Origin of the sequence: Tenacibaculum sp. E3R01, assembly GCF_003318185.1 — a bacterium.
Lineage (GTDB): Bacteria > Bacteroidota > Bacteroidia > Flavobacteriales > Flavobacteriaceae > Polaribacter > Polaribacter halocynthiae.
On record NZ_QOCC01000025.1, the window covers coordinates 341,338 to 364,735 of the forward strand.

At 28.6% G+C, this 23,398-nt stretch carries 20 protein-coding genes; 9 read left to right on the top strand and 11 right to left on the bottom strand.

The window, feature by feature from the left end; translation table 11 throughout:
- Window positions 1-18: 18 nt before the first annotated feature.
- The 8 genes from DS884_RS14175 to DS884_RS14210 form a co-directional block, all read right to left on the bottom strand.
- On the bottom strand, window positions 19-2,985 hold the full coding sequence (locus DS884_RS14175) for a M16 family metallopeptidase (protein WP_113787204.1): 2,967 nt from the start codon (window positions 2,983-2,985) through the stop codon (window positions 19-21).
- Between the two features lie 115 nt (window positions 2,986-3,100).
- Complete coding sequence (gene sucD, locus DS884_RS14180; protein ID WP_093871270.1) at window positions 3,101-3,976, bottom strand: succinate--CoA ligase subunit alpha; 876 nt, start codon at window positions 3,974-3,976, stop codon at window positions 3,101-3,103.
- A 66-nt stretch (window positions 3,977-4,042) separates the two neighbouring features.
- A complete protein-coding gene (locus DS884_RS14185; protein ID WP_113787205.1) occupies window positions 4,043-4,969 on the bottom strand; it encodes a UDP-3-O-(3-hydroxymyristoyl)glucosamine N-acyltransferase in 927 nt (308 codons plus the stop codon).
- Window positions 4,970-5,005: 36 nt separating this feature from the next.
- The gene (gene efp / locus DS884_RS14190) at window positions 5,006-5,572 is read right to left on the bottom strand and encodes an elongation factor P (protein ID WP_093871272.1); all 567 of its coding nucleotides are present in this window, start codon (window positions 5,570-5,572) and stop codon (window positions 5,006-5,008) included.
- A gap of 52 nt (window positions 5,573-5,624) precedes the next feature.
- Complete coding sequence (gene lpxA, locus DS884_RS14195; protein WP_093871273.1) at window positions 5,625-6,410, bottom strand: acyl-ACP--UDP-N-acetylglucosamine O-acyltransferase; 786 nt, start codon at window positions 6,408-6,410, stop codon at window positions 5,625-5,627.
- Window positions 6,411-6,413: 3 nt separating this feature from the next.
- Complete coding sequence (locus DS884_RS14200; RefSeq protein WP_093871274.1) at window positions 6,414-7,805, bottom strand: bifunctional UDP-3-O-[3-hydroxymyristoyl] N-acetylglucosamine deacetylase/3-hydroxyacyl-ACP dehydratase; 1,392 nt, start codon at window positions 7,803-7,805, stop codon at window positions 6,414-6,416.
- A complete protein-coding gene (gene lpxD, locus DS884_RS14205; protein ID WP_113787206.1) occupies window positions 7,798-8,838 on the bottom strand; it encodes a UDP-3-O-(3-hydroxymyristoyl)glucosamine N-acyltransferase in 1,041 nt (346 codons plus the stop codon). Before lpxD ends, DS884_RS14200 begins: the two co-directional genes overlap by 8 nt.
- Before the next feature lie 54 nt (window positions 8,839-8,892).
- Complete coding sequence (locus DS884_RS14210) at window positions 8,893-10,149, bottom strand: HD domain-containing protein (protein WP_233487161.1); 1,257 nt, start codon at window positions 10,147-10,149, stop codon at window positions 8,893-8,895.
- A 133-nt stretch (window positions 10,150-10,282) separates the two neighbouring features.
- On the opposite strand from DS884_RS14210, the gene DS884_RS14215 reads away from it, so the two are divergent.
- Genes DS884_RS14215 through DS884_RS14230 form a run of 4 tightly spaced genes read left to right on the top strand, consistent with a single transcriptional unit; the run spans window position 10,283 to window position 14,061 of the window.
- Window positions 10,283-11,830, top strand: a complete 1,548-nt coding sequence (locus tag DS884_RS14215; protein ID WP_113787208.1) for a bifunctional response regulator/alkaline phosphatase family protein — start codon at window positions 10,283-10,285, stop codon at window positions 11,828-11,830.
- A gap of 1 nt (window position 11,831) precedes the next feature.
- Entirely contained in the window at window positions 11,832-12,410 is a 579-nt protein-coding gene (locus DS884_RS14220) for a DUF1287 domain-containing protein (RefSeq protein ID WP_113787209.1), read from the top strand.
- A gap of 38 nt (window positions 12,411-12,448) precedes the next feature.
- On the top strand, window positions 12,449-12,862 hold the full coding sequence (gene tsaE, locus DS884_RS14225; RefSeq protein ID WP_093871279.1) for a tRNA (adenosine(37)-N6)-threonylcarbamoyltransferase complex ATPase subunit type 1 TsaE: 414 nt from the start codon (window positions 12,449-12,451) through the stop codon (window positions 12,860-12,862).
- Entirely contained in the window at window positions 12,862-14,061 is a 1,200-nt protein-coding gene (locus DS884_RS14230; RefSeq protein WP_113787210.1) for an alanine dehydrogenase, read from the top strand. Before tsaE ends, DS884_RS14230 begins: the two co-directional genes overlap by 1 nt.
- Before the next feature lie 2 nt (window positions 14,062-14,063).
- Here the strand turns inward: DS884_RS14230 and DS884_RS14235 are convergent, their stop codons facing one another.
- Together DS884_RS14235 and DS884_RS14240 are read right to left on the bottom strand one after the other, a co-directional pair.
- A complete protein-coding gene (locus DS884_RS14235) occupies window positions 14,064-15,560 on the bottom strand; it encodes a sensor histidine kinase (RefSeq protein WP_113787211.1) in 1,497 nt (498 codons plus the stop codon).
- Entirely contained in the window at window positions 15,532-16,272 is a 741-nt protein-coding gene (locus DS884_RS14240) for a response regulator transcription factor (RefSeq protein WP_113787212.1), read from the bottom strand. The genes DS884_RS14235 and DS884_RS14240 overlap by 29 nt, the downstream gene beginning before the upstream one ends.
- A 173-nt stretch (window positions 16,273-16,445) precedes the next feature.
- Between DS884_RS14240 and DS884_RS14245 the strand changes: the two genes are divergently transcribed.
- The 5 genes from DS884_RS14245 to DS884_RS14265 all read left to right on the top strand — a co-directional run bounded on the left by DS884_RS14245 (window position 16,446) and on the right by DS884_RS14265 (window position 21,439).
- A complete protein-coding gene (locus tag DS884_RS14245; protein WP_113787213.1) occupies window positions 16,446-18,080 on the top strand; it encodes an AMP-binding protein in 1,635 nt (544 codons plus the stop codon).
- A gap of 3 nt (window positions 18,081-18,083) precedes the next feature.
- Window positions 18,084-19,397, top strand: coding sequence for a hypothetical protein (locus DS884_RS14250; RefSeq protein WP_113787214.1), 1,314 nt, complete (start codon window positions 18,084-18,086; stop codon window positions 19,395-19,397).
- Between the two features lie 23 nt (window positions 19,398-19,420).
- Window positions 19,421-20,203 (top strand): enoyl-CoA hydratase-related protein, encoded by a 783-nt coding sequence (locus DS884_RS14255; protein WP_093871285.1) that lies wholly within the window; start codon window positions 19,421-19,423, stop codon window positions 20,201-20,203.
- Window positions 20,204-20,210: 7 nt separating this feature from the next.
- On the top strand, window positions 20,211-20,921 hold the full coding sequence (locus DS884_RS14260; RefSeq protein WP_093871286.1) for a DUF6733 family protein: 711 nt from the start codon (window positions 20,211-20,213) through the stop codon (window positions 20,919-20,921).
- 146 nt (window positions 20,922-21,067) lie between these two features.
- Window positions 21,068-21,439 carry a DUF4258 domain-containing protein gene (locus DS884_RS14265; RefSeq protein WP_113787215.1) on the top strand — a complete coding sequence of 124 codons (372 nt, stop codon included), beginning with the start codon at window positions 21,068-21,070 and terminating at the stop codon, window positions 21,437-21,439.
- Window positions 21,440-21,442: 3 nt separating this feature from the next.
- On the opposite strand, the gene DS884_RS14270 is transcribed toward DS884_RS14265, so the two are convergent.
- Window positions 21,443-23,398: a DUF3857 domain-containing protein gene (locus tag DS884_RS14270; protein WP_113787216.1), complete on the bottom strand. Its 1,956-nt coding sequence runs from the start codon at window positions 23,396-23,398 to the stop codon at window positions 21,443-21,445.

A 23,398-nucleotide genomic window follows, 5' to 3' on the forward strand; every position in this document is an offset into this window, starting at 1 on the left:
GTTTTAAGAAAGGTTAACTTATTGCTTCACCTCTTTTTTATCTACGTAATTAAATAATTTATCTACATCTAACTCAGTAATTTTACCTAATTTCTGTAACGATTTAACATCTAAATCTTTCTTATTTCCTATTACCATTACGTTATATGATTCCCCTTTAACATTTTTATCAAAGAACGATTTTAAATCAGTTATAGTCATATTTTTAATCGTGTTATACATTTCTTCACGATTATCATTATCAATACCTAAATTCTTTAATCTTTCATAAGACCAAAAGATACTAGATTTTGTAATTCTTTGAGCTGCAATTTTCTTTAATGTAGCTTCTTTTGCTGCATTAAATTGCTTTTCAGCTTCTGGCATATTATTCATTAAATCCATCATAGCATCAACTGCTTGTGATAATTTATTTGCTTGAGTACCTACATACGCCATTACATAATTTGAATCATCTTTTTTACTTGCATTACTATAAGATGCGAATGCAGAATAAGCTAAAGACTTACTTTCTCTAATCTCTTGGAATACAATTGATGATAATCCGCTACCAAAATAAGTGTTGAACAATGTTGATGCTGCTAAGTTTTTAGGATCAAACGGAGCACCTTTTGCTAAAAATAATAACTCACTTTGAACCATATCATAGTTAGTAAAAAATACATTACCTCCTGTTTCAGTTTCTTTATATACTTTTTTCTCAGGGTAATCTTTTAATTCTCCATATAATTTATGGTGAGTATTTAAAGCAGAAACAGCAGCATCAACATCTTTTCCGTAATAAAAAATACGTTGCTTATAGTTTTTCATATCTTTTACAATATTCACTAACTCTTCTGGATTGATTGCTTTTAACTCGTCTATTTGCATAATATCACGTAAACGAGAATTTTCACCATATTTACCATAGTTCATTAATCCACCCCAAAGAATATTCCCTTTTTGAGTTTTACCATCTTGACGTCCTTTGTAAATTTTTTCTACATACTTAGCATATGCTTCTGGATCAGCTTTGGCATTATCCCATAAATGTTCAAGTAATTCAAGTCCTTTTGACAGGTTCTCTTTCAATCCTCTTAAACCTACATACGTTTTATCATTTTGAGCACTTACATAATAGTTAATACCTAATTTATAAAACTCTTTTTTAATTTCTTCAGCTGAATACTTATCAGTACCAATGTATTCTAGATAACCAGCAGCTAAGCTTAATTTCTTATTATGATCTCCCCCCATATCAAAAATGATATTTAAATCAAATAAGTCATTCTTTTGATTAGTTATAAAAGAAACATTTATATCGTTTGCTGTTTTAGTTTCCTTGATTGCAGTTTTATAATCTATAAATTTAGGTTCTAAAGTAGCTGATTCAACTTTATTAAAAGCTTGAATAAACTCAGAACTTTTACCTCTATTTAAATTTACAGGAGTTATTCCAGGGTTTTCAACTTTTACGATATTCTTATCTTCCCCTTTTCTTTTATAAGTAACTACATAATTATTTTGGTAGAACTTATTAGCAAAGTCTACTAATTCTTTTTTAGTTACTTTCTTTAAGTCGTTTAAAAACTTAACTTTATTTTCCCATTTTTCATGGTGAATAAATGCATTATAATATGCACTAGCTAATGCAGTATTATTTTCATATTGACGTGTTTGACTTAATTTTAAATCATTTACAACCGCTTCAATCATCCACTCGTCAAACTCTCCTTTTTTCAATTTTTCGATTTGCTCAAGTAATAAATCTTTAACTTCTTCTAAAGTTTGCCCCGATTTAGGATTACCAGTAAAATTATGGTATCCATAATCATTTAAAAATGTAGGAGAACAACCAGCTCTTTGAACAACCTGCTTTTGATTTAAGTTTAAATCTAATAAACCTGCATTTCCATTAGCCATAATCATATCACATAAAGTAACTAATTTTTCTTCTTCAGTACTTACTCCTTTAGAACGATACGCTATAGAAACACTTTCTGATGTTGGACCAAAAACCTCGTTTATAACCGGTTGAGTTATTGCATCCTCTTTTGGTAACACTGGATGTGTTAATTCTTTTTTCTCGAATTTACCAAAATTATCGTTTACCTTTTTAATTGTAGCATCAAAATCAAGATCTCCAACTAACACTACTGCCATATTATTAGGTACATAATATTTGTCAAAATAATTATTGATATCAACTAAAGAAGGATTTTTTAAATGTTCAGCTGTACCAATAGTTTTTTGTTGTCCGTAAGGGTGCTTAGGAAATAACCCTTCTAACATTGCAGCATAGCGTTTTCTAAAGTCATTATCTTGTCCTCTATTAAACTCTTCAAATACAGCTTCTAATTCTGTATGAAATAAACGTAAAACTAACGTACTAAAACGCTCTGACTCTAAGCTTAACCACTTATCTAATTCATTTGCAGGAATTTTATTTTTATATACAGTTTCTTCAAACCATGTATGTGCATTAGTACCTGTTGCACCTAATGAACTAGTCATTTTATCATATTCATTAGCGATAGAAAAATTAGATGCTTCTAAAGAAACTTTATCAATTTCTTTATAAATAGCTTTCTTTTTTTCAAGGTCTTCTTCTGTTCTGTGCTGCTCATATAAGTCAGAAATTTTTTTCAAATATTCTTTTTCTTTTTCCCAATCTAAAGTTCCTATTTTATGAGTTCCTTTAAATACCATATGCTCTAAATAGTGAGCTAAACCAGTAGATTCTTTTGGATCATAATTTGACCCTGCACGAACTGCAATATAAGTTTGAATTTTAGGCTCATCAGTATTTTTACTTAAATATACTTTTAAACCATTCTTTAGTGTGTACAAACGAAGTCCTGTAGGATCATTTGCAACAGTTTCATATGCAAAACCATTTGCATCTGTTTTTTGTTCTGTTTTTACTTCATTATTTGTAGTAGTTGATTGTTTACAACTCGACACAAATACAAGTAACATGCTAACTAATAGCAACTTAAATTTCATCATGATAATTAATAGTGTTTGATTAAAATAAAAAATCCGTTGAATTTACAAATTCAACGGATTTTATTTAGTTAAATTATGTTAATTCAACATTTTTTTTTGATTTATGGTTAAATTAAGCTAAAACCTTAGCTACCATTTCACCTATTTTAGCTGGAGATTCAACAACGTGAACTCCGTTTTCAGCTAATATTTTCATTTTTGCTTGAGCAGTATCATCATCACCACCTACAATAGCTCCTGCATGTCCCATTGTTCTTCCAGCTGGTGCAGTTTGTCCTGCTATAAAACCTACAACAGGTTTTCTATTACCATCAGCTTTGATCCAACGAGCAGCTTCAGCTTCTAAGTTACCACCTATTTCACCAATCATTACGATTGCTTCAGTTTCTTCGTCATTCATTAATAGCTCAACAGCTTCCTTTGTTGTAGTTCCAATAATAGGATCTCCTCCAATACCAATAGCTGTAGTTATTCCAAAACCTTGTTTTACAACTTGATCAGCTGCTTCATATGTTAATGTTCCTGATTTAGAAACAATACCAACTTTTCCTTTTTTGAAAATAAACCCTGGCATAATTCCTACTTTAGCTTCATCAGGAGTAATAACTCCAGGACAGTTAGGTCCTACTAAAGTACAATCTTCCTTAGCGTCGATATAAGCTTTTACTTTTACCATATCAGCGGTAGGAATACCTTCAGTAATACAAATAATTACTTTAATTCCTGCTTCAGCTGATTCCATAATAGCGTCAGCAGCAAATGCTGGTGGCACAAAAATAATAGAAGTATCAGCTCCTGCTTTTTGTACAGCTTCATCTACTGTATTAAAAACTGGTTTACCTAAATGCTCTTGACCTCCTTTACCTGGTGTAACACCTCCAACAATGTTGGTTCCATAATCTATCATTTGACCAGCATGAAAAGTTCCTTCACTACCAGTAAATCCTTGTACTATAATTTTTGAATCCTTATTTACTAAAACACTCATTGGTTTGTTTTTATTTTTAAATTTGCTATGACAAAAATAGTTTTTTAGAACTTATTTTTGAAACTTTTATTTCTTTTTTTGTTCTTTTAAGAAACGTTTAATTTCTGCGATCTCTTTTAACTTTTCTCTAGACTCTGAAATTGGGGTTCCAAAATACGATTTACCACCTTTAATCGATTTAGTTACTCCTGTTTGTCCAAGAATAACAGCTCCTTTACCAATGGTAATTCCGCTATTTGTACCAACTTGCCCCCAAATAGTTACTTCATCTTCTATTATTACGCAACCTGCAATCCCAGTTTGGGAGGCTATTAAACATTTTTTTCCAACAACAGTATCATGACCAATATGAACTTGGTTGTCAATTTTTGTACCTTCTTTAATAGTAGTATTACCTGTTACTCCTCTATCTATAGTACATGATGCTCCTAAATCTACATTATTTTCAAGAATAACAGTTCCTCCTGAAATTAACTTATCAAATCCTTCTGGCCTGTTTTTATAATAAAAAGCATCTGCTCCTATAACAGTATTAGCATGGATCGTTACATTATCACCTATACTACAATTGCTATAAATTGTTACATTAGGGTGAATTATACAATTTTTACCTATAGAAACATTTTCTCCGATAAAAACATTTGGTTGAATTATTGTCCCCTCTCCTATTATTGAAGTTTCTGAAACAATTGTTTTTGAAGCTATAAAAGGGTTAAAATACTTTGTTATTTTATTAAAATCACGAAAAGGATCATCAGAAATCAATAACGATTTTCCTTCAGGACATTCTACCTTTTTATTAATTAAAACAGTAGTTGCTTTTGACTTTAAAGCTTTATCATAGTACTTAGGATGATCAACGAAAACAATATCACCTTTTTCTACAACATGAATTTCATTGATTCCTGTTATAGTAAAGTTTTTTTCGCCAACATATTCAATATTTAATAATGTAGCTATTTGCTCTAAAGTTTGTGCTTTTTTAAATTTCATTTTAAAAAGAAATTCCCGCCTTAGCGGGAATATTAATTATTCTTTTATACGCTCTTGGTATGTACCTTTAGTCGTTTCAATCTTTATTTTATCTCCTTCATTTATAAATAAAGGAACATTTACTCTTGCACCAGTTTCAACTGTAGCTGGCTTAGTTGCATTCGTTGCTGTGTTTCCTTTAACACCTGGTTCAGTATGTGTTACTTCTAAGATAACACTTGCTGGCATATCTACTGATAAAGGCATATCATCTTCTGAATTAATAATAATAGTTACAACTTCTCCTTCTTTCATTAAATCTGGAGCATCTAAAGTGCTTTTTTCTAATGTAATTTGAGAATAGTCAACTTGATTCATAAAATGAAATGTTTCACCTTCACTATACAAATATTGGAATTTGTGAGTTTCAACTCTAACATCATCAATCTTTCTTCCTGAAGGGAAAGTGTTATCTATTACTTTACCACTAGTAACACTTTTTAATTTTGTTCTAACAAATGCAGGTCCTTTTCCTGGCTTAACATGCAAAAATTCAACAACTTTATAAATGTCATTGTTATATCTCATGCATAATCCGTTTTTAATATCTGATGTTGTTGCCATTTTATATTCTTATGTTTTTATTAGTTCTTAAATTATTAACAATTTTATATTGTTAACTCGCTTTAAAATATCCTTTCATGATACCTCTATGAGAATCTTTTACAAATTGTAAAATTTCATCTCTTTCAGAAGTTGCTTGCATTTCTGCTTCAATAATCTCAACTCCTTGAGTATTATTATAATTTTTCTGATACAAAATTCTATAAATATCCTGTATCTCTCTTATTTTTTCAGTTGAAAAACCTCTCCTTCTTAAACCTACTGAATTAATTCCTACATATGACAAAGGTTCACGTGCAGCCTTAACAAAAGGTGGTACATCCTTTCTAACTAATGATCCTCCTGTTACAAAAGCATGCTTTCCTACAGAAGCAAATTGATGAACTGCTACCATTCCTGCTAATACAACATTATCTCCTACTGTTACATGCCCAGCTAATGTAGTATTATTAGAAAAAATACAATTATCACCAACAATACAGTCATGTGCAATATGGCAATATGCCATTATTAAACAATTATTACCTATAACTGTTTTCATTCTATCAGAAGTTCCTCTGTTTATGGTTACACACTCTCTTATAGTAACATTATCACCTATAATAACAGTTGTTTCTTCATCATCAAACTTTAAATCTTGGGGTATTGCAGAAACTACAGACCCAGGGAAAATACGACAATTTTTACCTATACGTGCTCCTTCCATTATAGTAACATTTGATCCTATCCAAGTTCCTGATCCAATTTCTACATTTGCATGTATTGTTGTAAAAGGTTCAATAACTACATTTCTTGCAATTTTTGCTTGAGGGTGTACGTATGCTAGAGGTTGATTCATAATTTATTTCACTTTAGAAATTTGAGCCATTAATTCGGCTTCACATACTAATTTACCATTAGCATATGCATAAGATTGCATATGACAAATACCTCTACGTATTGGTCCTATCAATTCTGCTTTAAATGTTAAAGTATCACCTGGTAATACTTTCTGTTTAAACTTAACATTATCCATTTTCATAAAATAAGTTAAGTAGTTTTCTGGATCAGGAACCGTATTTAAAACTAATACTCCTCCACATTGAGCCATTGCCTCAACTTGTAAAACTCCAGGCATTACCGGTGCACCAGGAAAATGTCCAACAAAGAAATTTTCATTCATTGTTACATTTTTCATCCCAACAACATGAGTGTCTGATAATTCAATAATTCTATCTATCAATAAAAATGGTGGACGATGCGGTAAAATATCCATTATTTGGTGGATATCCATTAAAGGAGGTTGATCTAAATCATATTTAGGAACATTGTTTCGCTTTTCTAACTTTATGATTTTAGCTAACTTCTTTGCAAAAAGAGTATTCACTAAATGTCCAGGCTTATTAGCTATTACTTTTCCTTTAATACGAGTTCCAACAAGTGCTAAATCACCAATAACATCTAATAACTTATGTCTAGCTGCTTCATTTGCCCAATGCAAATTCAAATTATCTAAAATACCATTTGACTTAACTGCTATATTATCCTTTTTAAAAGCCTTTTTTAACTTTTCCATTGTTGTATCTGATAACTCTTTATCAACATAAACAATAGCATTGTTAAGATCTCCACCTTTAATTAAGTTGTTTTCTAATAACATTTCAATTTCATGTAAAAAACTAAATGTTCTAGCTGCTGAAATCTCTTCTTTGAAATCAGAGATTTTAGTTAATGTAGCATTTTGGGTACCTAATATCTTAGTTCCGAAATCTACCATAGTAGTTACTTGGTATTCATCAGCTGGCATTAATATTATTTCACTACCAGATTCTTCATCTTTAAAAGATATTATATCTTTAACTACATATTCTTGTATTTCAGCATCTTGCTCAACTAACCCTGCAGTTTCTAGAGCTTCTACAAAAAATTTAGATGACCCATCCATTATTGGTGGTTCAGAAGCATTAATTTCAATAATTAAATTATCTATATCTAAACCTACTGCAGCTGCTAAAACATGTTCAGAAGTTTGAATTTGCACTCCTTTCTTCTCAAGATTAGTCCCTCTTTGAGTATTTGTAACATACTCAGCTTTTGCTTCAATTGTTGGCTTTCCTTCTAAATCAACACGAACGAATGAATATCCGTTATTTACTGGCGCTGGTTTAAAAGTCATTGTTACCTCATTACCAGTATGTAACCCTACACCCGATAATGTTATTTCATTCTTTATTGTTGTTTGTTTTTTACTCATTTTTGTTTTGTCGAGTATTCAACTCTTTTTCAATTTTATGAATAGTAGTTGCTATGTTTGGTAAATTTTTAAAATGTACGTAAGATTTATTATAATCTGAATAATTAAAAGCTGGGGTACCTTGAACTACGTCTCCATCTTTTAAACTTTTTCCAATACCAGATTGTGCTTGTATTCTAACCTTATTGCCTATTGTTATATGTCCAACAATTCCAACTTGTCCTCCAATCATACAATACTCACCAATTTTAGTAGAACCAGCTACACCAGTTTGAGAAGCAATAACCGTATGTTTACCTATTTCAACATTATGTGCTATTTGAATTTGATTATCCAATTTAACACCTTTTCTTATGATTGTAGAACCTAAAGTAGCTCTATCAATTGTTGAATTAGAACCAATATCAACATTATCTTCAATAATAACATTTCCTATTTGAGGAACAGCTTTATATTCACCGTTTTCATCTGGTACAAAACCAAATCCATCAGAACCAATTACACAACCTGAATGAATTTTACAATTATTTCCTATTTGGGTTTCAGAATATACTTTTACACCCGAAAATAATGTACAATTATCTCCTATAGTAACGTTATCTCCTATATAAGAATTAGGGTAGATTTTTACATTTTCTCCTATGCTTACATTTTCTCCTATATAACTATAAGCTCCTATATATTCTTTAGCACCTATTTTTGCTGAATCAGCTATTGAATGAGGGTTCTCTCTTCCTTCTTTATTATTTTTTACTTCATTATAAAATTCTAATAATTTAGAGAAAGCTTTATAAGCATCTTCAACCTTAATTAGAGTTGTGCTAATTTCTTTTTCAGGCTCAAAACTTTTATTTACAATCGCTATACTAGCTTCAGTAGTATATAAATATGAATTATATTTAGGATTTGATAAAAAGGTTAATGAACCTGATTCACCTTCTTCAATTTTAGATAACTTCGATACTTCGGCTTCTGGATTACCTACAATCTCTCCTTCTAAAATTTCGGCTATTTGTTTTGCTTTGAATTTCATTAATCGCAAAAGTAATTATTTTTGTTTAATTACATCTTTTAATAACAAGATCATTTAACTTTGAACAAGTATTTTAGGGTAACAAAGGTAATATTTCACTACTGGTTTGGTTAAAGCTAAAACATTTAATTGATCTGATGCTTTAGCAATATCTTTCAATTTCCCTTTTTTTGTGTATATTTTTATAGGTTTTTCGGTGTTGTATGCTTGATTTGAAATTTTATTAGAAAACACAAAGTAATTAAGTGCTTCTTTATTTAAGTTAAGCCTATCATTTACTATGGTTATTGTTTCTTTTATCGACTTATCAGTAAATGGAGTTTCTTGAATTTTAATCTTGAGTAACTCTCTATTAACAATCATTTTAGATAAATTTGACAAAATAAAATCGTCATGATTTATCCATTCTTTAATAGCTGATAAAATATCATAATCATCTAATCTAGAAAATATCTTTAAAGTTTCTTTAGTAAAATTATTACTTGATATTGTTTTATACAGAAAATGCTTTAACGCTTTACTTCCAAACAATTCTACTCCATTAGATGCTAACTCTTTTGCTCTTTTTAATACATTGACTAAAATACTTTCAGCAACGATTCCTGTTTTATGTAAATATACTTGCCAATACATTAAGCGTCTGGCAATAATAAACTTTTCAACAGAATAAATCCCTTTTTCTTCTATTACTAGCTCATCATCAATTACATTCATCATAGCTATTAACCTATCAGACGAAATATTTCCTTCAGTAACACCTGTGTAAAAACTATCTCTTTTTAAATAATCTAACCTGTCAATATCTAACTGACTTGATATTAATTGGTATAAAAACTTTCTATGATATCTCCCTTCAAAAACTTCAATAGCCAAACTTAATTTCCCATTAAACTCTTCGTTTAATTCTCTCATAAATTTTAATGAAATTTCTTCATGAGATATTCCATTAACAATACTGTGCTCTAATGCATGAGAAAATGCTCCATGACCAATATCATGTAGCAAAATTGCTATACATAAGGCATTCTCTTCTGCTTCAGAAATTTCAACATTTTTTGTTCTTAATACAAGAACTGCTTTTTGCATTAAATGCATGCATCCTATTGCATGATGAAAACGAGTATGATTTGCTCCTGGGTACACCAAATTTGATAATCCCATTTGAGTAATTCTCCTTAATCGTTGAAAAAAAGGATGCTCAATAATGTCAAAAATTAACGTGTTAGGTATAGATATAAATCCATAAATTGGATCATTTAATATTTTTAATTTATTTGTTTGTGGCTTATTCAAAATAGATAATTGCTTCAATTTTAAGCAAAAGAATTATAATTTATTAACAAAACCAAATAACCGATAGCTTTATTAACGTATTTTTAGCTTTTACAAATACAACAAAACTTATATTTAGCGTTAAATATAAGCTAACACGATAAAAAAACATATGCGAAATATAGATATACTTTGGGTTGATGATGAAATAGATTTACTAAAACCACACATTTTATTTTTAGAAAAGAAAAATTATAAAGTAACATCGTGTACTAACGGTACAGATGCTATAGACTTAGTAAACGAAGAAAATTTTGACATTGTTTTTTTAGATGAAAATATGCCAGGAATTACTGGTTTAGAAACTTTAGCTGCTATTAAACAAATAAACGCAAATCTTCCAGTAGTTATGATTACTAAAAGTGAAGAAGAGTATATTATGGAAGAAGCTATAGGTTCAAAAATTGCTGATTATCTAATTAAACCCGTGAACCCTAATCAAATACTATTAAGCTTAAAAAAGAATTTAGATCATTCTCGATTAGTATCAGAAAAAACTACTTCTAGTTACCAACAAGAATTTAGGAAAATCTCTATGGATTTAGCTATGGTTAATACATATGATGACTGGACTGATTTATACAAAAAACTTGTACATTGGGAACTTGAACTTGAAAACATTAACGATACTGGAATGCTTGAAATTTTAGAATCGCAAAAAACTGAAGCTAATACTCAGTTTTTCAAATTTATTAAGAAGAACTATCAGGATTGGTTAACTAATGATGATAAACCCACATTTTCTCACACACTTTTTAAAGATTACATTATACCTAATTTAAGTAAAGACCAAGGTGTTTTATGGGTTGTAATTGATAATCTTCGTTATGATCAATATCGAGTGTTAGAACCATTTATCAACAACTATTATAAAAAAGAAGAAGAACATTCATACTATAGTATTTTACCAACTGCTACTCAATATGCAAGAAATGCAATATTTTCAGGTTTAATGCCTTCTGAGATGGAAAAATTACATCCTGAATTTTGGAAAAATGATACTGATGAAGGTGGTAAAAACCTATATGAATCTGACTTTTTAACATCACAAATTCAACGTTTAAACTTATCATTACAGCACGAATACTACAAAATTGTTTCTTTAAAAAGTGGTAAAGATTTAGCTGATAATTATAATGGAACTAAACAAAATGATTTGACTGTGATAGTTTATAATTTTGTAGACATGCTTTCACATGCAAAAACAGAAATGGAAGTTATAAAAGAACTTGCAGGTGACGATAAAGCTTATAGATCATTAACTGTAAGTTGGTTCAAAAATTCACCTTTATATGAAATCATTCAAAAAGCACAAAAATTAGGACAAAAGTTAATTATTACTACTGATCATGGTACTATTAACTCTAAAACTCCTACCAAAGTAATTGGAGATAAAAATATTAGTTCTAACTTACGTTATAAAACAGGAAGAAGCTTAAGCTATGAAGATAAAGATGTTTTTGCTGTAAAAAATCCAAAAGATATTTTTTTACCATCTGTAGCTATAAACAGTCCTTTTATTTTCGCTAAAGAGGATTTATTTTTTGCTTATCCTAATAACTATAATCACTTTGTTAAATATTATAAAAATACGTATCAACATGGTGGTATCTCATTAGAAGAAATAATTATACCTTGTGGTGTTTACAATCCTAAATAAAATGAGAAAAACATTTTTTTTTATTTTATTATTTACTTTATGTTTAAACATTTTTTCTCAAAACCAATACGACAAACTCAGTAAAGCTGCCATGAAGTTAACTGAACAAAAAGTAACTTATGATCCTAGCTATTTTTCAATATCTTATCCCAATGGGGATATTCCTAAAGATAAAGGTGTTTGTACAGACGTAGTTATTCGTGCCTATAGAATTCTTGGTATTGATTTACAAAAAGAAATTCATCTAGATATGAAATCTAATTTTAATCTATACCCAAAAATCTGGGGATTAAGAAAAACTGACACCAACATTGACCATAGAAGGGTTCCAAATTTAATGACATTTTTTAAACGAAAGGGCACTATAAAAACAAATTCTACAAATGCTAAAGATTATCTTCCTGGAGATATTGTTTGTTGGAATTTACATGGAGGAGTTACTCATATTGGGATAGTTGTTAATAAAAAATCAAATAATAAAAAACGTTTTATGATTGTTCATAACATAGGTGCTGGCCAAATACTTGAAGATTGCTTATTTAATTTTAAAATTATTGGTCATTATAGATATAAAAACTAAATTTCTATACTCTCATAAAGTTCTTTATTTTTGTTTTTATGGATAAAAATTATTCTTTAAAAGAAATACCTTTAATAGCTGAAGAAGTTATTAAAAATTTACAAAACAAAATAGTTTTATTTCAAGGTGAAATGGGCGTTGGTAAAACTACTTTAATCAAAGAAATTTGTAAGGTCTTAGGAGTTGAAGATGTGGCTCACTCCCCTACTTTTTCATTAGTAAATGAATATCATACTAATAATAATGGAATTGTATATCATTTTGATTTTTATAGAATTGAAACAGAAGAGGAGGCATACGATATGGGAATAGAAGATTATTTATACAGTAATCAATTGTGTTTAATTGAATGGCCTGAAAATGTTAAAAATTTGCTACCTTTAGAAGCTACTACTATTCAACTTTCATTATTGGAAAGTGGTGAACGTAATATTCAACTAAAAACTAACTAATGAGCTCTATTTCTTCGCCTTTTACTAAAGAACAATTAATGCCACAGCCTGAAATGCTTGAAATAAAAAAGCAAAAAGGAGAACTTTTTATAGGCTTACCTAAAGAAACTCATTTTGAAGAAAAGCGAATTAGCTTAACCCCTGATGCTGTTTCTGCATTGGTTGCTCATGGGCACAGAATTGTTGTTGAAACTGGAGCTGGAGATGGTGCTAATTATTGTGATAAAGAATATTCAGATGCTGGAGCTAAAATTTCTTATGATATTAAAGAAGTTTTTGCTTGTAATATAGTTTTAAAAGTTGAGCCACCTTCTCTTGATGAAATTAAAATGCTTAATCCACAAGCTGTTCTTATTTCAGCTTTGCAATTAAAAACTCAAGATAAAAAATACTTTGAAGCATTAGCTAAAAAAAGAATTACTGCCATTGCTTTTGACTATATAAAAGATAATCATGGTGTATACCCTATTGTAAAATCACTTAGTGAAATTGCAGGAATTGCCTCTATGCATATAGCTGCAGAACTAATGACTACAGCTAATGGTGGAAATGGTTTATTATTAGGTAATATTGGTGGCGTTCCTCCAAGTGACGTAGTAATTATTGGTGCTGGTACTGTTGGTGAATTTGCTGCTAAATCTGCTATTGGATTGGGGGCTAGAGTTAAAGTTTTTGACAATTCTATAACTAAATTAAGAAAACTACAAAATTGCATTAATACTCCAATTTATACCTCTACTATTCAACCTAAAACATTAGCTAAAGCATTAATGCGATGTGATGTTGCTATAGGTGCTTTAAGAGGTAAAAATAGAGCGCCAGTAGTTGTTACTGAAACTATGATTGAACAAATGAAAAAAGGTGCTGTTATTGTTGATGTAAGTATAGACAGAGGTGGTTGTTTTGAAACTTCTAAAATTACTACACATAGTAAACCTACTTTTACAGATAGTGGTGTGATACATTATTGTGTTCCTAATATACCTTCAAGGTATTCTAGAACTGCTTCTTTTTCTATAAGTAACATTTTTACTCCTTATTTATTAGAAATTGCTGAAGAAGGTGGCTTTGAACATGCTGCTCGATTTGATAAAAGCTTACGAAATGGAATGTATTTTTACCACGGTATTTTAACAAACAAAACAGTTGCTGATTGGTTTGATTTACCATATAGAGATATTAACTTATTGTTTCTATAAATCTAATTATTAATATTATAACTTGGTAAATTAAATTCAAAAACACTTCCTTTATTTACATAACTATTAACAGTTATTTCTGTTTTGTGAAGTTCCATTATTTTTTTAACGATAGCTAAACCTAAACCAACTCCTTGTTCCTTATTGGTTAATTTAGCCTTCATGTGTCGATCAAAAATTAATTCTTGATCATGCTCATAAATACCTGGTCCATTATCTTTAATTTTAACTGAAACATAACCTTGCTTATTAGATAGGTATATTGTTATTTTACCATTAATTGGTGTAAACTTTATCGCATTATCCAATATATTCTGTATTGCTCTTTCAATTAATTTGACATCTGCCATTACCGGTGGTAATGATGTTTTAACAATCATAGATATTTTTATATTCTTGTTTTTTGCTAATATCTCATATCGTTGTTTAATATCTAACATTAAATTAGTCAGGTAAAATGGCTCTAAATTTATTTCAATTTGTTTTATTTCAAGTTTAGAATACTCAAATAATTGATTTACTAAGTTGGATAAATAACAAGCACTCTTTTCTATTATATCCATAAACTCTTTTCTATCATTAATAGCAATACTCCCTTCTTTTATTTTTAAAGTTTCTATATACCCTCTAATAGCTGTTAAAGGAGTTCTTAAATCATGTGAAACATTAGCTATTAGTTCTTTTCTAAAACTATTTATAGACTCTTTTTCTTTAATATTATGCGATATCGTTTGAGCCATGTTATTATATGTAACAGCTAAAACAGATAAATCAGAATTATATGGGTTGGGTATTCTACTACACAAATCTCCCTCCTTAAACTTATTTACATGATGAATGATTGTACGTAAACTTTTAGTTAAAAACCAAATACTTAACCAACCTATAAAAACAGCAAAAATCATAGTTAATAAAGTTGTTCTAGTACATAATTTAAAAAAATAGTCGGTAAATAGTGAATCACAAATCTGTTGAAATTTTTGACTTGCCAATATTATATATATATAACCTTCCTTATTATTTTTTACAAAATGAGCTGCTGAAAATATTTTTTGTTTCCCAGCTTCTCTAGGGTCATCCCCCAATATATACTGCTCTTTATTTTGTATAAACTTTTTTACAGGTAATAAACTAATCTTCTTTAATGGCTTATTCGGATTCGTATGATCTAATACTACTGAATACAAAATTTCTCCAGATTCATTTAGTAAATACACTTCTATAGCTCTATTAACAGCCATCATATCATGCATTATATCGCCAAATAAACTTTTATTTACAGAACCATCATCTAAAAAAGGAGAATTATTTTTGAACTTCTCTTCTATTAAATGATTAGCAATATTAGCATTAAGTCTTTGAGTAGTTTCGCTATAAAACTTTTTAACTGAGAAAAACGTTAAAGAAATATACACTACTCCTACAATAAAAATTAGTGTTAAAAACGTAAATCCTAATTTTAAGATTAATTTATTCGATACTGCTTTGTGATTTTTCATGGGAGGGTATCTTTAACTCATCGTTAAACTTATACCCTACCCCCCAAGTAGTTAATATAAATTTAGGGGTTACCATATTTTCTTCTATTTTACCTCTCAATCTATTTATGTGTGAATTTACTGTATGCCTATAACCATCAAAGTCATATCCCCATACTAATTCTAATAATTTCTCTCTACTATAAACTTTACCTGCATTTGACGCCATTAAAACAAGTAAGTCAAACTCTATTGGTGATAAGTTTATTTCTTTATTTTTTAAAAGAACCTTGCGCTTATCTATATTTATAGATAACTCTTTAAATATTAATTCATTGTTAGATTCAATGATTTTTTTGGTTCCCGAAGTATTTTCAAACCTCCTAGTTACAGCTTTCACTCTAGCAATAAACTCTCTTATACTAAAAGGTTTTGTTATATAATCATCTGCTCCTAACTCTAAACTTAATACTTTATCTAGTTCCTCAGTTTTTGCAGTAAGCATTATTATTGGAGTTTGCTTTACTAACCTAATTTGTTTGCAAACCTCTATTCCATCAATATTAGGTAACGTAATATCTAATATTATTAATGTAAAATCATCATTTAAAGCTTTCTCTAAACCTACATCTCCTTTAAAAGCCTTAATAATAGTATAATTAAGGTCTATTAAATGAAATTCTAACAATTTAGAAATTGCAACATCATCTTCAATAATAAGTACTTTTTTCATTTACAAGTATAATAGCATAAAAAAACTGGGGAAAGGCTAACATATAAAATTTAGTCGTGATATAAAAATGATTTTTCTGTGATACTTCCGTGATACTTATAAAAGTTCTTTACCTCATTAAAATTAGCTGCAGCTTTTTTATACATCATAAATACTAACTTAAAAACTATTTTATGAAAAAATCAGCTTTATCACATAGTTCTAATTCTTTAGAATTATATAAACAAAGCAAAGAGGTAAACCAAATAAATAGAGAGTTTAACTTTAATGCTATTAGTAATTTGTCCCCTGAAAATCAAAACCTATTTATAGAATATGGTATTGCAAAAAAAACAACATCTACATTTAAAAGCGTTCTCAATGCTTTTGAATATTGGTTAGGAAAAACTCCTAATAATGTAGCTGCTTCATTTTTAAATGATACAATAACCTATAAAGAATTAGATAATGAAGCTACCATTTTAGCTCTTATTTTAAAACAAAAAGGAATTAAATCTGGAGACACTATTGGTCTGTACACACATCGGTCTATTCATTTTCTAATTGGTATTGTTGCCGCACTTAAATTAGGGGCAATATATGTGCCTCAAGACCCACGGATTGTACCACCAAAAATGTTGAAAAACATTAGTGAATTAAGTAATCAAAAAATGATACTAACCTTTTCAAATTACAAAGAAAGTGTACCTTTTTTTTCTACTAAACAAACTATTCTAATTGATAAAGAATTAAAAAAGAAGATTTACAGAAATTTATATGGCAACATAAAACTTATTAATTATAAGAATAATAATATTAATAAAATTTGCTTCATTTTATTTACATCTGGTACAACAGGGCTACCTAATGGAGTTCAAGTAACTCATAAAAACTTATGTAATATTCTTTTTAACTCTCCTGGAAACTTAGGAATAAAACCAGGTACAAAAGTAGCACAATTACTAAATATTTCCTTTGATATGGCTGCTTGGGAAGTTTTAGGCTGCCTAGGTAATGGAGGCACTTTATTAATAAGAGATAAAGATATTAACGAAACAGCTCAAAAAGCTAATGTAATTATCGCTACACCAACTGTTTTAACTACAATTAACTATAAAAAATGTAAAAATATAGAAACTGTGGCTGTTGCTGGAGAACCTTGTCCAGTTATACTTGCAAACACTTGGTCAAGAATTTGTAATTTTTACAACTCTTGTGGCCCAACAGAAACTACTATTGTGAATACAATGAAAAAATGTATTCCAGGAACAAGTGAATTATCAATTGGTAAACCAACTCCTAATAACACTGTTTATATTTTAAATGAAGATATGAAACCAACAAAAATTGGTGAGGTTGGTATTATGTGGGCTGGTGGAGATTGCGTTACAAAAGGCTATTTAAATAACGATATTTTAAATGCTAAAAAATATTTAGATGACCCTTTTTTGTCCAAAAAAAGTAAAATGTTTAATACTGGTGATTTAGGAAAATGGAATGAGGCTGGAGAATTAATTCATTATGGAAGAGTTGATGATCAAGTAAAGATTAAAGGCTTTAGAGTCGAACTAGATGCTATTTCAAAAATAATTGAAGGTTTTAAAGAAGTTAAAAGAGCAGTAACATTAAAACATCAAAACTTTCTAGTTTCATTTATTGGATTACAAGCAAAAACTAAAACTAATCTTACTGAGCTTATAAAAAAAGCAATAGAGAAAGAACTACCATATTACTATGTACCCAATGAATTTATCTTTTTAAATGAACTTCCTAAAACTTCTAGAGGGAAAATTGATAAAAGGGAGTTAAAAAAATCTTTAAATAAATAAATCATGGAAAATATCATATTACCTCCAAAAAAAAGTTTTCTATATAGATTAGGAAAACATCCTTGGTTAATACCATATCATCGTTTATTTATACTTATTTCATTAATAAATATTGGTATTTTTATAAAGGCATATACCACTTGGAATTGGTTTAAAGCAGAAGGAATTGAAATTGATAAAATAGCCCAGATAATTTTATTCAATTTTGCCTTAGGAATTTTAATTAGACAACAATATGTTATTAATTTATTATTTAAGATCGCAACTAGTCCACCTAAAAATTGGCCTTTATTTATAAGGAGAATTTGTGCTAAAGTATACCACTTTGGTGGCATACATAGTTCTTCTACATCAATGGGAACTCTTTGGTATTTAATTTTTGTAGGTTCACTATACTACCATTATTTAAATTATTTGCCAGGTGTTAATATTGAAATTATCATCATAACCACTATAATCTTGGCTCTATTAATTGTAATCATTCTTATGGCTTTACCTCAAATTAGAGCAAAATACCATAATCAATTTGAATTAACTCATAGATTAGGTGGATGGACAGTGCTGATTTTATTTTGGGTACAAATGTTTTTGTTTATTAATATTCAAAATACTCACAATACACTTTTTTACAGTTCTGATTTCTGGATATTAATCACTCTAACAATAAGCGTTATTTTACCTTGGTTACGACTTAAAAAAGTAGATATCGAAATAGTGAAACCTTCTAACCATGTAGCGCTTACATCTTTTAACTATGGGGTTACTCCTTTTGCAGGTTCATCTACTGCTTTAAGTAAAAAACCTTTATTAGAATGGCATTCTTTTGCTAATGTTCCTGCTCCTGATAAAGATGGATTTAGATTAACCATATCTAGAGCTGGAGATTGGACTGGTAACTTCATTTCTGATAAACCTGAAAAAATTTGGGTTAAAGGTATACCAACTGCTGGAGTTGGTAACGTAGATAAACTATTTAAAAAAATTATTTGGGTTGCTACAGGAAGTGGAATAGGTCCTTGTATTCCACATTTACTATTAAATGAAACTCCATCCGTTCTTATTTGGGCTACAAGAAATCCAGAAAAAACATATGGTGAAAAATTAGTAAATGAAATTAAAGCAGTTCAACCTAATGCTATTATATGGGATACAGATGCTAATGGAAAACCCGATCTAGTTAAGCTTGCTTATAAAGCTTATAGTGACTTTAAAGCTGAAGCTGTAATATGCATATCTAACCAAAAACTTACTCAAAAAGTTGTTCATAATATGGAATCTAGAGGAATTCCTGCTTATGGAGCTATTTGGGATTCTTAAAAATTAATATAAACATAATAAAAATGAACGTACTATTTGAACAAATAGGAAGGGTTGTTGTTGCCAAGCTAAATCGACCTAGCGCATTAAATGCGTTAAATACTGAAACCATGTATGAGCTAATTTCTAAGCTAGAAAAATTTGACAAATCACCTTCAGTTGGCTGTATAATTATCACTGGAAGCGAAAATATTTTTTGTGCTGGTGCAGACATTAAAGAAATGGCATCTAAAAATTTTTCTCAAATGTTTGAAGAAGATTATTTTGGATATTGGGAAGTATTTTCAAAAATAAAAACCCCTATAATAGCTGCTGTTTCAGGCTACGCTCTTGGTGGAGGCTGCGAATTAGCAATGATGTGTGATACAATTCTTGCTTCAGAAAATGCAGTATTTGGTCAACCAGAAATAAAATTAGGAGTTATACCTGGTATTGGTGGTACTCAAAGGCTTACTTCCTTGGTAGGTAAATCTAAAGCTATGGACATTATCCTTTCAGGAAGAAATATTGAAGCTAAAGAAGCAGAGAACATTGGATTAGCTTCCAAAATTATTTCACAAAACAACTTCTTAAACAAGGTCATAAAATACGCCCAAAACATTGCTAATTATTCTAAAACTGCATTAATAGCTTCGAAAGAAGCTATTAATCAATCATTAGAATGCAGTTTAAAAGATGGAATTGTATTTGAACGAAGAGTATTTCATTCTCTATTCAATACTCAAGATCAAAAAGAAGGAATGGATGCTTTTTTAGAAAAGCGAATAGCAAATTTTAACTCAATTTATCAACCAATTAAAAAATAACTTTACCATGAAAAATTTAATAATATCATTTGTAGTACTTACTATATCTGTACTTAACATTTACAGTCAAGAAGAAAAAGAAAATAAAACAAGTTTTGCAATTATGCCTATACATAATAGTGGCGCAGGATTTAATAATGTTTTCTTAGGATCACATCAAATAAAACCAAAAACAAATTTAACTTTTTATAGTGTTTTTTGGGTAAATCCATCTTTTGGTAATCAAGGTAAAGATTTATTTTTAGAAACTGGTATTGGTTTAGGCTACTCTTTAGCTAATAATAAGCTTTATTTAAACCCTAGCTTAGGTTTTGGTCATGGAAAATTACTATCAGGTGCTGCTGAAACTAAAATTGCTGAAAGTATAATACCTAGTTTGTTTATGATTTATAATTCTGGTAGATTTGAATTTGAAGCATATACCGCTTATTATAAAAGTTTAAGAGGTGAAGGTAACTCACAAGACTTAATGCTTAATTGGGTTATACCAGGGTTTAAAATTAATAAGAGTTTATCTATTGGAGGGTTTTATGAACATCTAGGTCAAACAAGAGCAGATAGTGGAAATACAATTACCTTATACCAATACTTAGGTGCTTATATTAAAACTACTCTTAATAATGGTGTTTGGTTTAGATTCGCAGCTGGACCAAATATTTCTGGTGATCGTGTAAACTCAAAAGAATTTTATAAAATACAAGCTTTTATACCTATATAAAATTAACTTTTACTGATTTATAACTTGAAAAACCAAAGAGAATAATCTCTTTGGTTTTCTTTTTAATAAAAATCACAAGAATCTAATATTATTTTATAACTCTAACCTTAATTATCTCTACTTTTGCATTCAGAAAAAATTTAATTATGCAGTTATTAAAACGTTTTGGATATTACCTTATAGGATTAGCATTAGGCTCAGTTGCTGTATTGTTTTTTTGGAAAAACAAAAATGTCTCTTTTGATTATGGTATGGATGCAAGAACTTTAAAATCTATAAGAATTAAAAAACGTCTATTTTCTAACGATGTTAAACAAATACTAGCTACAAAAAAAATTGATACTTCATATATTTCTCAAATTTTAAAAAATGGAGATGTTGATTTTGGCAAAAGTAAAGCAAGACAAAAACCTTGTGCTGAATATTATATTACTGGTAAAGACAGTTTAAAAAACATGAGTTTATACGTAACACGTTGTGATTCTACTTCAACTATTAATAAGATTATTTTAAAATAGTCTTTATTTTTTGGGTTTTAGTAAAAGTGTAATTTTATTAAAATCAGCTGCACTATTAATTACTTTTCTATATTTTTCAAATAAATCAACAGGTATTAAATGTTTATTATAATGCTCATTTGCTGTAATTTTTAAATTATTACCTTTTAATTCATAATATGATTTAAATACGAATAATTCTTTTCCGTTTTTATCTAGATATGAATTATTTATGTTTAAGTCATTTAAATTAGAAATAATAAACCCGTCAGGTATTTTAACATTTATCGTTCTATAATAACTTCTGTTAAAACCATCTTCATAAGGTAGCATTCTTTTTCTGTCTTGATACATTTCAATTTGTTGCCCTATTAATTTACCTATTTTAAATAAATAATTTTTACCTGCTTTGTCAGTAAAAGATTCAGATAAAAAGTTAATTTTAAAAACTAAAGGTTTAACTCCAAACGTTTTTATGTCAGAATTGTTCATCTCTTTCAGCGATATTTTAGCTTTCTTATCTAGTTGTTTAGCAAAACTTTCAATTAACTCATCTTTATTTTTTATTAAATGCATAAATGATTGAATAGGCAAAGCATTGTATCCCGTCAAAGATCTTTTTATTTTTACTTGATTTGATGTTAAATCTTTTTCATTAAAAGAAATATCAATATTCATTTTATCGATATTTTGATTTGTTTTTACAGATTTTATATATTTAACTTTTCCTATGGCTGATTTAAAATCTCCTATCTTAACTTCTTTAATAAATAACCCATAATTATCAGTCAAATTTGTAGGAGGAAATCCATATCTTGAAGCTTGGTCCTCCATAGAAGTATACTTTTTAGTTTTAGGAAAATAAATTAAAAAGTCTGTTGTAAAATTATCTGCTTCAAAAAATTTATCAAACTTTATTATATCTCTTTCACTAGTCAATACTATTTCATGTTTTACTTTAGCTACTCTCAATAAGGCTATATAAAGCTTAACTACCCCAGTTGTATTAGCTATATTCCCAGTAATTATATTTTCTAAATCCTGATACTTTTTATCATATACTTTAGGAGAAAATATTTTAGTTTTTATATAATTATCTATTTTTTTTATTGTTATTTCTTTATCATTTAAATCTTTATCTACAATAGAATATAGTAATTTGTTTAATAATTTATTTTCTTTTTTTGAATACTCTTTATAATAGTACTTATAAATATTTTTAGCAACTTTACTATATGAAGAAATACCTGTAACATTATTATTTAAATTTCTATCAGCTTTATAAATTATAAAAGATCTTGAAGCATGATATGGTGCTTTATTCTCTTTAACTAAAGGTTCTATTTTGTTTGACTTTACATACCAATGCTCTTTAGTTTGCAATACTGTGTCTTTTAAAACTTTAGGTGCATTATTAAAACTTTTAAATTCAAAAATTAAATTTTTAGGTGCGTATAAATCAAATTCAATATTTTTACTATAGCTTTCACTCTGAAAAAATATTCTCTTTCCTTTATAAGTAGGATATTTTTTCACAAGATAATATGATTCTATAAAACTTCCTTTTGTAATTCCTTCAAAAGCGTAGTACAAAAGGTCTTTTCCTGTTTCCTGATTTATTGCTTTATTTATTTTAGATTTACTTAAGTTAATTATTTTTCCTTCAGGGGTTATAACTCTTGCTTTATTTTCTATAACTTCTGCTCCATTAAAAACAGGAAGGTACATTTTATTAAAATTTTCAATTTGTTTATCTGAATTTAACCAATAAATTTTGTGTATTAAAAAGTACTCAGTAAACATGTTTCCTTCAAAAGCAAATTCACTTATCGTTTTATTTTTATAAACTATTAAGTCTTTAGTTTTATCTTGAACATTATGGTTTGGTTCTTTTTCCCAATCGTATGCTTTAATAAACAGTTCTTGAGATTTTATAGTAAGTGATACTAAAAATAATGTGATTAATAAAATATTTTTCAT